General features: G+C 73.9%; 13 protein-coding genes. 5 read left to right on the plus strand and 8 right to left on the minus strand.

What is annotated here, in order from left to right; translation table 11 throughout:
- Nucleotides 1-372: 372 nt before the first annotated feature.
- The 5 genes from ACIBO8_RS21745 to ACIBO8_RS21765 form a co-directional block, all read right to left on the minus strand.
- Nucleotides 373-1,332, minus strand: a complete 960-nt coding sequence (locus tag ACIBO8_RS21745; RefSeq protein ID WP_396117721.1) for a hypothetical protein — start codon at nucleotides 1,330-1,332, stop codon at nucleotides 373-375.
- A gap of 5 nt (nucleotides 1,333-1,337) precedes the next feature.
- A complete protein-coding gene (locus ACIBO8_RS21750; RefSeq protein ID WP_396117115.1) occupies nucleotides 1,338-3,827 on the minus strand; it encodes an AAA family ATPase in 2,490 nt (829 codons plus the stop codon).
- The gene (locus ACIBO8_RS21755; protein WP_396117116.1) at nucleotides 3,824-4,975 is read right to left on the minus strand and encodes an exonuclease SbcCD subunit D; all 1,152 of its coding nucleotides are present in this window, start codon (nucleotides 4,973-4,975) and stop codon (nucleotides 3,824-3,826) included. Before ACIBO8_RS21755 ends, ACIBO8_RS21750 begins: the two co-directional genes overlap by 4 nt.
- Nucleotides 4,976-4,984: 9 nt before the next feature.
- A complete protein-coding gene (locus ACIBO8_RS21760) occupies nucleotides 4,985-6,745 on the minus strand; it encodes an ATP-binding protein (RefSeq protein WP_396117117.1) in 1,761 nt (586 codons plus the stop codon).
- A 95-nt stretch (nucleotides 6,746-6,840) separates the two neighbouring features.
- A complete protein-coding gene (locus tag ACIBO8_RS21765) occupies nucleotides 6,841-7,533 on the minus strand; it encodes a pyrimidine reductase family protein (protein ID WP_396117118.1) in 693 nt (230 codons plus the stop codon).
- A gap of 155 nt (nucleotides 7,534-7,688) precedes the next feature.
- Here ACIBO8_RS21765 and ACIBO8_RS21770 point away from each other — a divergent pair, with 155 nt between their 5' ends.
- From ACIBO8_RS21770 to ACIBO8_RS21780, 3 genes are all read left to right on the plus strand, one after another.
- Entirely contained in the window at nucleotides 7,689-8,705 is a 1,017-nt protein-coding gene (locus ACIBO8_RS21770) for a LacI family DNA-binding transcriptional regulator (protein ID WP_396117119.1), read from the plus strand.
- Nucleotides 8,706-8,853: 148 nt separating this feature from the next.
- Nucleotides 8,854-9,615: an amino acid-binding protein gene (locus tag ACIBO8_RS21775; RefSeq protein ID WP_396117120.1), complete on the plus strand. Its 762-nt coding sequence runs from the start codon at nucleotides 8,854-8,856 to the stop codon at nucleotides 9,613-9,615.
- 91 nt (nucleotides 9,616-9,706) lie between these two features.
- On the plus strand, nucleotides 9,707-10,714 hold the full coding sequence (locus ACIBO8_RS21780) for a GNAT family N-acetyltransferase (protein WP_396117121.1): 1,008 nt from the start codon (nucleotides 9,707-9,709) through the stop codon (nucleotides 10,712-10,714).
- A 51-nt stretch (nucleotides 10,715-10,765) separates the two neighbouring features.
- Here the strand turns inward: ACIBO8_RS21780 and ACIBO8_RS21785 are convergent, their stop codons facing one another.
- From ACIBO8_RS21785 to bioB, 3 genes are read right to left on the minus strand one after another with little or no spacing between them, the layout of a single operon-like run.
- Entirely contained in the window at nucleotides 10,766-11,287 is a 522-nt protein-coding gene (locus tag ACIBO8_RS21785; protein ID WP_396117122.1) for a GNAT family N-acetyltransferase, read from the minus strand.
- Nucleotides 11,271-11,447 (minus strand): hypothetical protein, encoded by a 177-nt coding sequence (locus ACIBO8_RS21790; RefSeq protein WP_396117123.1) that lies wholly within the window; start codon nucleotides 11,445-11,447, stop codon nucleotides 11,271-11,273. The genes ACIBO8_RS21785 and ACIBO8_RS21790 overlap by 17 nt, the downstream gene beginning before the upstream one ends.
- Before the next feature lie 2 nt (nucleotides 11,448-11,449).
- The gene (bioB, locus tag ACIBO8_RS21795; RefSeq protein WP_396117124.1) at nucleotides 11,450-12,445 is read right to left on the minus strand and encodes a biotin synthase BioB; all 996 of its coding nucleotides are present in this window, start codon (nucleotides 12,443-12,445) and stop codon (nucleotides 11,450-11,452) included.
- Between the two features lie 186 nt (nucleotides 12,446-12,631).
- Here bioB and ACIBO8_RS21800 point away from each other — a divergent pair, with 186 nt between their 5' ends.
- Entirely contained in the window at nucleotides 12,632-13,768 is a 1,137-nt protein-coding gene (locus ACIBO8_RS21800; protein WP_396117125.1) for an 8-amino-7-oxononanoate synthase, read from the plus strand.
- 305 nt (nucleotides 13,769-14,073) lie between these two features.
- Nucleotides 14,074-14,781: a dethiobiotin synthase gene (gene bioD / locus ACIBO8_RS21805; RefSeq protein WP_396117722.1), complete on the plus strand. Its 708-nt coding sequence runs from the start codon at nucleotides 14,074-14,076 to the stop codon at nucleotides 14,779-14,781.
- The last annotated feature ends 26 nt before the right edge of the window (nucleotides 14,782-14,807 follow it).

Here is a 14,807-nt window from a genome sequence, read left to right on the forward strand (position 1 = left end):
GGGACCCCCACCCCGCGGACACCAAAAGCGCGGCCCACCACCCAGCACGGACCCCACCCGCGGACACCGAAAGCGCGGCCCACCACCCAGCACGGGACCCCCACCCCGCGGACACCAAAAGCGCGGCCCACCACCCAGCACGGACCCCACCCGCGGACACCAAAAGCGCGGCCCACCACCCAGCACGGGACCCCCACCCCGCGGACACCAAAAGCGCGGCCCACCACCCAGCACGGACCCCACCCGCGGACACCAAAAGCGCGGCCCACCACCCAGCACGGACCCCGACGCCGCGGGCGCCGGAGCGCGGCCCATCACCCAGCACAGGCAACCGAGCCGCCCGCCGCCCCTGCGGGCGCGGGAGCGCGGCCGTCAGCGGGTGCGGGCGGTGGCGAGTGTCAGCGCGCGATGCAGCACCCGCGAATCCCCGAGCATCCCCCGCAACCGCCGCTCCAGCCCGGCGATCGGCACCAGGTTCTGCGGCGCCCGGGGATCCTTGTACGCCGACGACGCGAACCGTGGCAGCGTCGCCCCCGACAGCTCGGCGAGCTCGATCGCCTGATCCGGGGTCAGATCGGGCGAGCACTCCACCCGGACGATCCCCGACCACGGCGCTCCCGAGGCTCCCGGCAGGCGCAGGTACCAGGACCAGCCGCCCCAGACCGTGCCGAGGGCGAAGACCGGCGTTCGCTGGCCCGGCCGCAGCGCGGTCACCACCTGGGTGAGCTGGGCCGGCAGGTACTGCTTCTGCTGGGTCTTCACGTAGCCGATCGTGCGCGGCAGCTGGCGGCGGTTCCGCAGCGGGCCGTCGACGACGAGCAGGTCGGCGCCGTCCGTGCCGTGGGTGCGGGCCTCGCCGGAGATCTCGATCTCGAGGGCGGTCAGCGGACCCTGGACTGCGGCCGGGAGCTTGCTGGCCTCGCCGGTGCCGCTGACCCGGTGGACCTCGTAGCGCACCGAGCCGGCCTGCACGTCCCCGGCCGACGGGCTGGCGGTGAACAGGCCCCGGCCGACGCGCGCGCCGGCCAGCTCGGCCACTCCCCGGCGCAGGTCGCACCGGACGACTCCGGCCGCGTACGAGGCGGCGAGCCCCGCGTACGACTGGCCGTCCTCCTCCGCGGTCCACAGGCCGGCGTCGTTGCGGCGTACGCCGTCGACCAGGTAGACCACGTCGGGGCAGCGCACCCGGGCCGACACGTCGATCGGCGCCCACTGCGCCGCGGGCACCTCGACGTCCGTGTCCACCTGGGCGCTGCTCGGTGAGGCCGGGCCGTCCGAGTCGCCGCCTTCGAACGACGCCCCGTACGCCGGGTCCCACGCGTCGACGTACATCCGCGTCACAGGCCGACCCTCTCCACGTGCGCCGTACGCGCGTCCTTGTGCACCTCGAACCGCACCGGCACCCGCTCGGCCAGGGCGTGCACGTGCGTGACGACGCCGACCATCCGGTCGCCCCGGGCCGCGAGGTTCTCGAGGGTCGCGGCGACCACGTCCAGCGTTGCCGCGTCGAGCGTGCCGAAGCCCTCGTCCAGCACGATCGACTCCAGGCTCGCGGCGGTGGTCGACATCCCGGCCAGCTGCTCCGACAGCGCCAGCGCCAGGGCCAGTGAGGCCTGGAACGTCTCGCCGCCCGACAGCGTGCGGACGGCCCGGCGCAGGCCGGCGTCGTGGTGGTCGATGACGAAGAACTCGCCCTTGTCGTGGATCAGGTCGTACTGGCCACCGGTGAGCTCGCGCAGGATCCGGGAGGCGCCGTCGACCAGCAGGTCCAGCGCCTCCTCGAGCAGCCAGCGCTCGAAGTTGTTGGCGCGCAGGTGGCCGGCGAGGGACTTGGCCACCCGGCCGTCGCGCACCAGGGCGGCTCGTTGCTCGGCGTAGGCGCGGGCTTCCTCTCGGCGGTCGGAGAGGCGCTGCCATGCCGCCTGGGCCCGCTCGGCCGCGACGGCCGCCGCGCGGATCAGGTCGGCGTCGGCGGCTCCCGCCGGGGCGGGCAGACCACGGTCGGTGAAGAGGCCGGCGACGGCGGCGCGGGTGCGCTGGGTCTCCGCGTGGGCGGCCTCGACCGCGACCGTTGCCTCGTCGCGGTCGGCCTGGCGGCGGCGCGCCGACTGCTGGGCCCACTCCACCAGGGCGGACCAGGCGCCGGCGAGGTCGTCCCGGTCGGCCGGCGGGGGCGCGAACCGGGCGACGGCGTCACGGACGGCGTCGAACGCCCGCCACGCCGCGCGCTGTTGCTCCTCGGCCGCGGCGACCGCGCCCTGAGCCTTGCGCTGCGCCTCGCGGGCGGTGCGCACCGCGGCACCGGCCTCGTCGAGCTTGCGCTGCAGCCGGGTCAGCTCGGCCAGCCGGGTGCGCAGCGCCTCGACGCCGGGCGAGTCGGCGAGGCCCGCCTTGACCTCGGCGAGCCGGGCCTTGTGCTGCTCGAACTGCGCACGCTTGCGGTCCAGGCCGCGTTCCAGCTCCCGGGCGACGGCGTCGCGCTGCTTCCACGCCGTCGTTGCCACATCGGCAGCGGCCCGGGCTGCCTTGCCCTGGCGTTCGGCGGCCTGCACCGCCGAGCCCTCTGGCATGGGCGGCACCGTGGTCACCTTCTGCTCGCAGACCGGGCACTCGTGCCCGGCGGTCAGGTGCGCGCGCAGCGCCGCGGCCCGATCGAGGGTCTGCGCCTCCGCGTAGTCGAGCCGGGCCTGCTCGAGGAGCTGTTCGGCGCCGAGCTGCGCGGACCGGGCCAGCTCCGCGGCGGTGACGGCGTCCTTGTACTCCACCTCGGCGACCGATACCTCGCCCGCGAACCACTCCGCCTGGCTGGTCAGCCGGTCGCACTCGACGTGCCGGTCCAGCAGCAGCCCGAGCGAGCCCGCGTCACCGGCGGCGGCCAGCTCACCGCGTACCTTTTCTTCGTGCTCCTCGGCGGCGCGCACGCCGGCGGCCGCCTCGGTGAGCGCGGCCTGCGCGGTGGCCGCGGCCTCGGCCACCCGCACGCTGCCGGCCGGTGCCTCGACCCGGGCCAGTGCCGCGAGCTCCCCGGCGATGGCGTCGCGCGCGGCTGCCAGCTCGGTCTCCCTTTCGCGTACGGCGCGCAGCCGCGGCATGGCCTCCTCGACCGCGGTCGTCAGGTCGCGCATCGCGGCGAGCCTGGCGGCGGCCGCGTCGACCGCCTCGTCGTCGGCGTCGGCGAGCCCGGCCAGCGCCTGGTCGACGACCGCCAGCTGGGCCTCGGCCTTGGTCGCCCGGTTGGCGGCGCGGGTCTGCACCTCCTCGTACACGTGCAGGCCGAGCAGGTTCACCAGGATCTGCTGGCGGGTCGCGGGCTTGGCGTGCAGGAAGTCGGCGAACTGGCCCTGCGGGAGCACGACACAGCTGGTGAACTGCTCGTACGGGAGCCCGACCGCCTCCACGATCGCGCGGTCCATCTCGGCCGGGGTGCCCGCGAGCACATCGCCCAGGTCGTCCAGGCTCATCCCGGTGTCGAGCCGGGTGACGTCGAAGCCCGGTGGCATGAGCTGCAGCCCCGCGCCGGCGGTCTTGACGTTGCCCCGGCCGTCGCGGCGCACCACCCGGGTCGCGACGTAGCGCGAGCCGGCCGACTCGAAGACCAGCCGCACCCGGGCCTCGGTCGCCGACGGGGCCAGCGCGTTGCCGATACCCCGGGTGCCGCCCCACCGGGGCACGGTGCCGTACAGGGCGAAGCAGATGCCGTCGAGCACGGTGGACTTGCCGGAGCCGGTCGGGCCGACCAGGGCGAAGTAGTCGGCGTCGGTGAAGTCCACGGTGGTCTCGTCGCGGAACACCGTGAACCCGGCCATGTCGAGCCGCAAAGGCCTCATTGCGGGGTGCTCACCTCGTCATACAGCTCGTCGAAGAGTTCGCGGACGCCTTCCTCGGCGTTGCCGCGGCTGTCCAGGTAGTCGCCGAAGAGCTCGCGCGGCGAACGGCCCGCGCGCTGCGCCATGCGTTCGCCCGCCTTGTCGGGCACCATGTCGGGGTCGATGCGCACCTCGAGCGCGTTGGGCAGCAGGTCCTGCACGTCCTCGCGCAGCCCCACCCGCGGCGTCTCACGGACGTAAACACGCAGCCACGCGTCCGGAAGGTTCACCGTGGCGAGCTGATCGAGGCTGCCCCGGACCGTACGCAGCGTGCGCGCCGAGGCCAGCGGCACGTCGCGCACCTGAGCCGCCTTGTCGGTGGAGACGTCGACGATGGCGACCGAGCAGACGTTTTCCTCCTCGCCGAAGTCCACCGCGAGGGGGCTCCCGCTGTAACGCACCGGGCACGGACCGATGACCCGCTGTGCCCGGTGCAGGTGGCCCAGGGCGACGTAGTGCGCATTCGGCGGGAAGACGGTGGCCGGCACCGCGTATCCCATCACCGTGTGCGCCTCGCGCTCGCCGCCGCCCGTGCTGGCGCCGACCACGGTCAGGTGGGCGGTGAGCAGGTTGACCACGCCCGGCTCGTCGAAGCCCTCGGCGAGGCGGGCGATCAGGCGGGCGACATGGTCGGCGTACGTCTGGGTGGCCTCGGCGGCGGTCAGCTCGTACATCTCCACGGCCCGGATCGCGTAGCGCTGGGACAGGAACGGCAGCGCCGCCAGCTGCCAGCGCTCCCCGTTCGCCGTCTCGCCCCGGAGGATGAGGTCGTCCGGTTTGTCGCGGACCGAGCCGCGCAGCTCGATGCCGGCCGCGTCGGCCCAGGGCCGCAGCGCATCCAGCGCCTGCCCGTTGTCGTGGTTGCCGCCGATGGCCACCACCCGGGCACCGGTCTGGCGCAGCGCCGACAGCGCCCGGGTCACCACCCGGGTGGAGTCCGGCGAGGGCGCAGCCGTGTCGTAGAGGTCGCCGGCCACGATCACCAGGTCCGGCCGCTCCTCACGCGCGACCTCGACGACGTCGGAGAGCACGCGGATGTGCTCCTCGTGCCGGTTGCGTCCCTTGAGGACTTTTCCGACATGCCAGTCGGAGGTGTGCAGGATGCGCATCGGATGACCCTAGAACGGAATGTCGTCGTCCGGCGAACCGCCGCGTCCGCCGACTACCGCGAACGGGTCGGCGCCCTGCACGATCGAGCGCTGGGTGCCGATCGGCGGCGGCCCGGACTCCGACTTGCGGGTGGCCCAGGCCGGGAACGGGAACTCCACGCAGAGCGGCACCGGGATGTCGGGCTGGTTGACGAACATCGTGCCCGGCCGGGCCAGCAGGGCGCGCTGGCGCATGGCCGGGGGCAGGAAGCCGTACTCCGGGCGGGAGGCCTCGGCCGGGTCGAGGCGGCCGACGACCCGGATCGCCGAGTTGGTCACGATGCGGCGCTCGACCTCGCTGGCCGTCTGCTGCGCGCCGATGAGGATCACGCCGAGGGAGCGGCCGCGCTCGGCGATGTCGAGCAGCACCTCCTTGATCGGCGACGAGCCCTCGCGCGGGGCGTACTTGTTGAGCTCGTCGAGGACCACGAAGAGCAGCGGCCGGCCGGTGCCGGACTTCTCCTTGTCGTCGAACTCGGTCTTGAGCGTCACGCCGACCACGAAGCGCTGCGCCCGGTCGGGCAGGTTGTGCAGGTCGACGACCGTGACCTGGGCGCTCTCCGCGGTCTTGATCTGGTGCGGGCGGCGGGCCGCGAGGTCGCCGCGGATCAGCCGGGACAGGTCGCGCTTGCTGCCGATGAGGCGCCGGGCGAAGGCGTTGACCGTGCCCATGTTGACCGCGCTGCCCGCCCAGGTGGATCGGGTCTCGTCGTCGGTGAGCTGGTCGACGATGTGGTCGACGAGGTCGCCGTACGACCCCAGGCGGCGCCCGTCGATGCTGATGCCCCCCTCGGCCGCGACGGCGTGCCGGTGCAGGTGCGCGGTGACCGAGTGCACGACCATCGTGTATTGCTGGCGCTCGTCGTCGGCGTCGGCGAACACGTACGGCAGGAGGCGGCCGGCGCAGAACTCCTCGAGCGTCCAGTAGAAGCTGTCCACCCCGGTGAGCCGGCTGTTCACGTCCGGAGCACCGGAGGAGTCGCCGGCGCGGGGTGGCGCGTAGACCCGCACGTCCGGGAACGCCGACGCCGGCAGCCCGAGCAGCTTGTAGCCGGCCATGGTCGAGTCGTCGAGCTTGGTGTTCTCGTGGTCGAGGAAGAGCAGGTCCTCGCCCTTGACGTTGAAGATCAGCGCTCGCGCGTTGGTGCCGTCGGCGCCCAGCGCGCCCGAGCGGAACACCGAGAAGAGCAGGAACGTCGCGAAGCTCGTCTTGGTCGCCACGCCCGAGATCCCGGAGATCGACACGTGGGCGCCGCGGGTGCCGTCGAGGAAGTCGGCGTTGAGGAAGACCGGGACGCCGTCGCGGCCGGTGCCCATGGGGACCCGGCGCTCCATCCGGTCGAAGTGCAGCGCCGCGTCGCGGGCCGAGCCGGAGGCCCGGTGCACGACCGCGCCGGGGGCCGGCGGCACGTAGAGCTCGGGGTCGACCCGGGTGGTGGTGACCTCGGCCGCCTCCTGCACCAGCGCGGGCAGGGTGCCCTCGGCGATGGCGAACACGTCGGAGTCGAACTGCGCGCCCTCGTGCCGCGCACGGACCTGGGTGACCACCCCGGCGATCTTCACCGGCTCGCGGTCGGGCAGGTCCCGGCTGGTCACGACCACGTCGTCGAGCTGCAGGTAGCTGCCCGGCGTCACCGCCGTCCAGAACTGCAACGGGGTGGCATCGGCGGTGCCGAGAACGCGCCCGACCGGTTCGCTTGCTTCGACTGCTTCTTCTGACACGCCGATCATGTTGCACCAGAGGTACGACAGTTGTCGGACGCCGCGTCGGTTGGCACGCGTTGTCCACAACTTCTAGGGGTCGTCCACAGGCTTGTCCACAACTTCTAGCTTCTGCGTGCGTACCGGAGGAAGAGCATGTCGTCCTCGGCCAGGATGCTGCGCAGTGCCATGCGCCGGGGCGGACCCGGCGGGCCGGCGGCGATCCGGCCCGCGCTGCCGCCCGCGAGCAGCGGCGAGACGGTCAGGCAGACCTCGTCGACCAGGTCGGCGGCGATCAGGGCGCCGAAGAGACGCGGGCCGCCCTCGCACAGCACCTGCGTCGCGCCGCGCCGGTGCAGCTCGTCGACCATCGCGGCCAGATCCACCTCGTCGTCACCCAGGCGGAGGATTTCCGCGACGTCCGCCAGGCCGGGCGGTGGCGTCGGCCCGGCGTGCGTCACGACGAGCGGACGGACGGGCGCGTCGGAGAAGACCAACTGTGCCGGGTCGAGGTCGAGCGAGCTCGAGACGATCACCATGAGCGGGAACTCGGGGAGCCCCTGGTCCCGGCGCCACACGCGGCCCGTCCGGTCGAGGCGCAGCGCGTCGTACTGCTCGGTGCGTACCGTGCCCGCAGCGACCACCAGGGCGTCGCAGGTCATCCGGAGCAGGTCGAAGATCTGTTTGTCGCCCGGGCCGCCCAGCGGGCCGGACTTGCCGTCGAGCGTCACCGCCCCGTCCACGCTGGCGATGAAGTTGACCCGCAGTGCCGGTTCCACTCCTCGCGGGTAGCGCTCGAGCAGCTCATCGAGGATCATGGCGAGGCCGGGCCGGTCACGGGCGGCGTGGGCTCGACGGGCCGGTGCTGGCAGTCACACCAGGACCCGCCCCTGCAGTCCTCGTGCCGTCGCTCGCGGCAGGCGCGGCAGATCATGCCGCAACCCTAAACCGTACGGCAGGAGAAAATGCGCCCATGACCAGGCAGCCCGTCCGATCCCCGGGTCGCCCCACGCTCGACGCCGTCGCGGCGCGCGCCGGGGTGGGCCGGGGCACGGCATCCCGCGTCCTCAACGGGTCCTCCCAGGTCAGCCCGCAGGCGAAGGCGGCCGTGGAGGCGGCGATCCTCGAGCTCGGCTACGTTCCCAACCGCGCCGCCCGCTCCCTGGTCACGCAGCGCACGGACTCGGTCGCGCTGGTCGTCTCCGAATCGCAGGAGCGGATCTTCGGCGAGCCGTTCTTCGCCGGGGTGCTGCGCGGGATCAACGCCGCCCTGCTGGAGACGCCGCTGCAGCTGTGGCTCGCCATGGCCGCCTCCGCCCAGCAGCGGGAACGCGTCGAGACCCACCTGACCGACCAGCACGTCGACGGCGTCCTGCTGCTCTCCCTGCACGACGAGGACCCGTTGCCCGGGATGCTGCGCCAGCGGGGGATGCCGTTCGTGCTCGGCGGCCGGCCCTCCCATCCGCATCCCGAGGACTTCTTCGTCGACGTCGACAACGCGTCCGGCGCCCGCCAGGCGGTGGAGTATCTGATCGCCAACGGCGCCCGCCGCGTCGCGACGGTCGCCGGGCCGCAGGACATGGAGGTGGGGCGCGCCCGGCTGGCCGGTTACCGTGCCGCGGTGCGCGGTGCCGAGGTGGTCGCGTACGGCGACTTCAGCGAGGAGGGCGGGGCGGCCGCCATGCGCGCCGTGCTGGCCCGCGACCCCGACGTCGATGCGGTGTTCGCCGCGTCCGACCTGATGGCGAGCGGGGCGCTGCGCGCGCTGCGCGACGCCGGCCTGCGGGTGCCGCAGGACGTGGCCCTGATCGGCTTCGAGGACGCACCCGTCGCCCGGCAATGCGAGCCACCGCTGACCACGGTCCACCAGCCGGTCGAGGAGATGGGCCGGCGCATGGCCGAACTCCTGGTCAGCCTCATCCGGCGGGAGCCGGTCGGGAATTCCCACGTTCTGCTCGACACCCATCTGGTCCGTCGCGCGTCCGCGTGACCCGTCCTACCCTGAGAGTGATTCAGGGCATTTCGGCGCGCCTTGACGACCGGGACACGGCGGCGCAACGGGTGTGAAACGCCGCTCCGGCAGGCTGGCGCCAGCGGGACGGCACCGCCGTGCCGTCCCATCCGACGGGAGGAGTTGCATGTTGCTGCGGGTACGGGTCACCCTGCCGGACCGCCCGGGCGCCCTGGGCCAGGTGGCGCGCACACTCGGCGTCGCCGGTGCCGACATCGTCCAGGTCGTGGTGCTGGAGCGGCTCAGTGGCCGGGCCGTGGACGACTTCACCGTCGTGTGGCCGGGCGCGTCCCGCGTCGAGCGGCTCCTCGCCGGCCTCGCCGCTATCCCTGGCGTCCAGGTCGACGGCGTGTGGAAGGCGATCGGGGCGCCGGTGTCGGGCGGTCACGACGCCGAGCTGCTGGCGCAGGTCGCCGCCAATCCGGCGGACGGGCTCGCGACGCTCGTCGACGCCGTGCCGGGGCTGCTCGCCGCCGACTGGGCCGCCGCCGCGGTGGTGCCGCCCGACTGGGCCGCCCGCTCCGCCGCGCCCCGCCCGCTGCCGGCCGACGAGCCGTCGCTGCGCCTGACCGCCGGTGGCGAGCCGTCGGTGGCGTACGCGAGCTGGCGCGCCCCCGACCCGCTGCGCCTGCCGGAGGTCACCCCGCTGCGCGCGCGCCCGATGACCGGCCCCGACGGCACCCGCTACGCCGTGGCACCCTTCGGCCGCGCCGGGCTGGTGCTGGTCGTGGCCCGCGCGGACGACGACGAGCTGCCCGCCGCCGCGTTCCACGTGACCGAGGTCGACCGGATCGCCCAGCTCGTCCGGGCCGCCGCGGTGATCCTCGGCGACCGGCTCGACCGCGCCGGTGTGCCGCCGGTGGCCTCGGGTGTGATCGAACCCTCATAGTTTTCCCAGCTCAGGCAATGTCCGGGTAACACCTGCGAGAGACGCTTAGGTTCGGTACAGACGACTCCACTCTGCAAGGGAGTGCCGGCCCATGGCGCTGTGGCGGATCCGGGCGACGGTCGACGACCGCCCGGGCTACCTGTCGGTGCTCACCGCGAGCCTCGCCCTGCGCTCGGTCAACATCCTGGCCGTCCAGGTGCACACGACCGAGGGCGGCGCCGTCGACGACTTCCTCGTCGACGCCCCGGACACCATGTCGGAGTTCGAGCTCCTGACGGCGATCGCACGCGGTCGCGGCCGGGAGGCGTTCGTCACCCGTGCCGAGGCGCAGGGACTGGCCGATCAACCCACCCGGGCGCTGGCGCTGGCCGGCCGGTTGGTGCACGACCCCGACGCGCTGGGCGAGGCGTTGGTCGCCCTGCTGGACGCCGCCGAGGTGCGCTGGCGCCCGGCCGGCACGGTGGTCCTGCACGGCTACGACGAGCAGCACATGACGCTGATCGACCCGGCCGGCGGCACGTACGAGGTGATGCGCCCGGCGCCCGCGTTCACCCCGGCGGAATACGCGCGGGCGCAGGCGCTGGTCGAGGTGAGCAGCGCGGCCCTGCGACGGGGCGCCGATCAGGTCACCCTGCTCCTGCCGGACGGCTCGGAGCTGCTCGTCCGGGAGGCGGCCGGAGACGACCTCGAGGGTGTGCGCCGCCTGCACGCCGACAGCCCCTCGGAGTCCCGGCTGCGCCGCCTGGTCGAGCCGGGGACCGGGGTGACCCTGCTCGCCACGGCCGGGGAGCGGGTCGTGGCCATGGCCTCCTTGCGCACCGAAGGTGACCTCGGCGAGGCATCACTGCTGGTCGACCACGAGTGGCAGCGCCGGGGCATCGGCACCGCCCTGCTGCGGCGGCTGAGCGCGTGGGCGGATCGCGCCGACCTCGAGGCCGTCGTGGCGCACGTCGGCGCCGACAACGTCGCGATGTTGCGGACGCTCCGCCGCCTCGGGGTGACCGGGCCGGGTGAGCGCGACGGCGGGCTGCTGAGCCTGACCCTGCCGATCCGCAGCCGGCAGGTCGCGACGACGGAGACTCCTGCCACCTCCGGGTGACGGGTGAGAGCGGCGGCGGTGGGTCCTGGCGGGCCCACCGTCGCCGATGGGTCAGCGCGCGAGTTCCGCGGCCAGCAGGTCCATCAGCAGGCCGTCGTGCCAGGTTCCGTCGGCGCCGCGCTCGTACTGGCGCATGATCCCGACGGGTTTGAAGCCGACCTTCGCGTAGCAGCGGATCGCCGGCTCGTTGTCGGCCGCCGGATCGATCACCAACCGGTGAAATCCCTCGTCGTCGACGAGATGTGCGGCCAGGGTGCGGACCGCGTCCGTGCCGACGCCGCGGCCGTGCACCGACGGGTCGACGAAGATGTCGATGCTGGCATGCCGGTAGTCCGGCTCCTCCTCCGCCGCCCACTGGATCGCGCCGACGATCCGGTCCCCCCGGAGGATCGCGTAGTAGTGCAGCTCCGGATCGGCGATCGACTCGCGGACCTCGGCAGCCAGGTCGTCACCGCGCCAGCGGGCCATGACCTCCGGCGTCCCGCGCACGGCGACCAGCGCGTCGACGTCGTCCTCCACCGCCGTCCGCAGCGTCACGAGGGCGCCGCGGAGCGGTTCACGAGTGGCGGACACCGTGTTCCACGCAGCTGGCGGTCCAGCCCGTGGGGACCACCTGCACCTTCATCCGGCGGCGGCAGTCCGGGCAGTAGCGCGGCGGCTCGAGCTGCCGCGCGGCCACGCACGCCTGGTGTCCGCCCTCCGCGGCCAGCTCGCCGCACCGGTCGCAGTACATCGTCACAGGGTCGCCGAGAGCGCCTTCACCGGCATCTTGAGCTCCTGGAGCAGCTCGAGGTCGGCCGTGGCGGGGCGGCCGAGGGTGGTCAGGTAGTTGCCCACGATCACCGCGTTGATGCCGCCGAGCAGGCCTTCCTTCGTACCCAGGTCGCCCAGGGTGATCTCGCGGCCGCCCGCGTACCGAAGAATGGTCCTCGGCATCGCCAGGCGGAACGCCGCGATCGCGCGCAGCGCGTCCTTGCCCTCGACGACCGGGCGGTCGCCCAGCGGCGTGCCCGGACGAGGGTTGAGGAAGTTGAGCGGCACCTCGTGCGGGTCGAGCTCGGCCAGTTGCGCGGCGAACTCGGCGCGCTGCTCGATCGTCTCGCCCAGGCCGAGGATGCCGCCGCAGCAGACCTCCATGCCGGAGTCGCGGACCATCTTCAGCGTGCCCCAGCGCTCCTCCCACGAGTGGGTGGTCACCACGTTGGGGAAGTAGGAGCGGCAGGTCTCGAGGTTGTGGTTGTAGCGGTGCACGCCCATCTCGACCAGCTCGTCGACCTGCTCCTGGGTGAGCATGCCGAGGCTGGCCGCGACCTGGATGTCGACCGCCGCCTTGATCGCCGCGACGCCCTCGCGCATCTGCGCCATCAGCCGCTGGTCGGGCCCGCGCACCGCCGCCACGATGCAGAACTCGGTGGCGCCCGTCGCGGCGGTCTGCTTGGCGGCCTCGACCAGGGAGGGGATGTCGAGCCAGACGGACCGCACGGGCGAGGTGAACAGGCCCGACTGCGAGCAGAAGTGGCAGTCCTCCGGGCAGCCGCCGGTCTTCAGCGACACGATGCCCTCGACCTCGACCTCCGGGCCGCACCACGCCATCCGCACGTCGTGGGCGAGCTGCAACAGCTCCGGCAGGTCCTCGTCGGGCAGGCGAAGGACGTCGAGGATCCCCGCCTCGTCGAGCCCGACACCGTCAGTCAGCACCCGGGCGCGCGCCCGGTCGAGGATCTCTGGCATGCCCGTACCCTACAAGGCCGTTCCGGGCCGCGGGACCGTCGGTGGTGAGTGATAGTTTGCCCGGCGGACGGTAGGAACTGCGGGGGTATCGGATCTTCGGGGGTATCGGATCTTCGGGGGTATCGGATCTTCGGGGGTATCGGATCTTCGGGGGTATCGGATCTTCGGGGGAAGAGCGAGGTGCGGGTGACGGGCTGGCAGGAGGCGCTGGAGCGCCAGGCCCGCGCGCGGGCGAAGGCCGGGCTGACCCGCACGCTGCGACCCCGCGCGGCCGGCGACGCCGTGGTGGACCTGGCCGGCAACGACTATCTGGGCCTGGCCGTCCACCCCGAGGTCGTGCGTGCCGCGGTCGGGGCACTGCGGGAGTACGGGCTGGGCGCCACCGGTTCGCGGCTCGTCCGCGGCTCGACGGAGGCACACGCCGCGCTGGAGGCGGACCTGGCGGAGTGGCTCGGCTTCCCGCAGGCGCTGGTCTACTCCTCGGGCTTCCTGGCCAACCTCGGTGCCGTGCGCGCCCTCGCCGGCCCCGGCACGCTGCTGGTCTCGGATCGCTACAACCACGCCTCATTGATCGACGGCTGCCGGTCCTCGGGAGCGGACGTGGTGGTCGCCCCGCACGCCGACCCGGCGGCGCTCGCGGAGATCCTCGCCGCCCACCCCGGCCGCGACGTGGTGTACATCACCGAATCCGTCTTCTCGGTCGACGGCGATCTCGCTCCCCTGGCCGCGCTGCACGCGGTGACCTCCGCCCACGGCGCCCTGATGCTCGTCGACGACGCGCACGCGCTCGGCCTGCTCGGCCCGGCGGGCGCGGGCGGCGTGGCGGCAGCGGGCCTCGCCGGCGCCCCGGACGTCGTGGTGACGGCGACATTGTCGAAGTCCCTGGGCGGCGCGGGCGGCGTCGTCGCGGGCCCCGAGCCCCTGATCCGGCACCTGATCGACACCGGGCGCACGTTCATCTACGACACGGCCCTGCCGCCGGCCGTCGTGGCGGGGGTGCACGCCGCGCTGCGGATCACCCGGCGGGCGGACGACCGCCGCGCCCTGCTGAAGCGGCGCGCCGCCCGGACGGTGGACCGGCTCCGCGCGGCCGGCTTCGAGATGTCCGCACCGGCGGCCGGGGTGCTGTCCGTGTTCGCCCCGGGCCCGGAGGCGGCGCTGGCGTGGGCGTCGGACTGCCGCGACCGGGACATCGCCGTGGGGTGTTTCCGGCCACCGTCCACCCCGGACGGCTCGTCCCGGCTTCGCCTGACACTGAACGCCGGCATCTCGGCGGAGGAGTTCGACCGCGCTTTGGATGTGATCGTGGAGTGCGCACCTTGACGACCGGCGACCGGATCGACCCGCCCCCGCCCCCCGGGACGCCGGCCCAGCCGCACGGGGCAGCCGGGTCGGTGTCGCCGGTCCCGGAGGCCCCGGTCTCACCGGCGCCCGGCGTTCCGCTGTCGCCGGCGCCGCTCGGCCCGCCGGGGCTGATTCCCGAGGCGCCGGTGTCGCCCGGCGTCGGGCCCGCCGACCCCGCCGACGCCGACATCCCCCCGCTCACCGTGCCGGTGCCCGGCACGGAGCCGCCTGCCCCGGCGGCTCGCACCGCGGCCCGACCGGCCGAGTCCGGCGAGTGGCGTGGCATCGTGCTGATCACCGGCACGGACACCGACGTCGGCAAGACGATCGTCACCTCGGCGGTCGCCGCCGCCGCGCAGGCCGCCGGGCTCCGGGTGGCGGTGATCAAGCCGGGGCAGACCGGCACCGCCGACGGCAGCCCGACCGACATCGACCGGATCACCCACCTCGCCGCGCCGCACACGTGCCGCACGCTGGCGTCGTATCCGGAGCCGCTCGCGCCCCTGGCCGCCGCCCGGGTCGCCGGGATGGCACCGCTCGAGCTCTACGAGGTGGTCGACGCCGTCCGCGCCGAGGCGGAACGGCACGACCTCGTGCTGGTCGAGGGCGCGGGCGGGCTGCTCGTGCCGATGGGGGTCCGGCCGTCCGGCGAGCCGTGGACCGTGGCCGACCTGGCGACCACGCTGGGCGGGCAGACGATCGTCGTGGCGCGGGCCGGGCTCGGCACCCTCAACCACACCGCGCTGACCCTCGAGGCGCTCGACCGCCGTGGCGTACCGGCCAAGGTGGTGCTCGGTGCGTGGCCGGCCGAGCCCGAGCTGGTCCACTGGGCGAACCTCACGGAGTTGGTGCCGCACCTGGTCGGCGCGCTCCCGGACGGCGCGGGCCAGATGGATCCGGGCGTCTTCCGGCGTTCGGCCCCGGGCTGGTTGACCCCGGCTCTCTACGGCGTGCTCGACGACTGGCGTGTCTGGGCCGAAGAAGTGAGCTGAGTTCCGCGTACCCGAAAAAACCGACT

It is taken from the genome of Actinoplanes sp. NPDC049681 (assembly GCF_044465265.1).
In the GTDB taxonomy this organism is placed as follows: Bacteria; Actinomycetota; Actinomycetes; order Mycobacteriales; family Micromonosporaceae; genus Actinoplanes.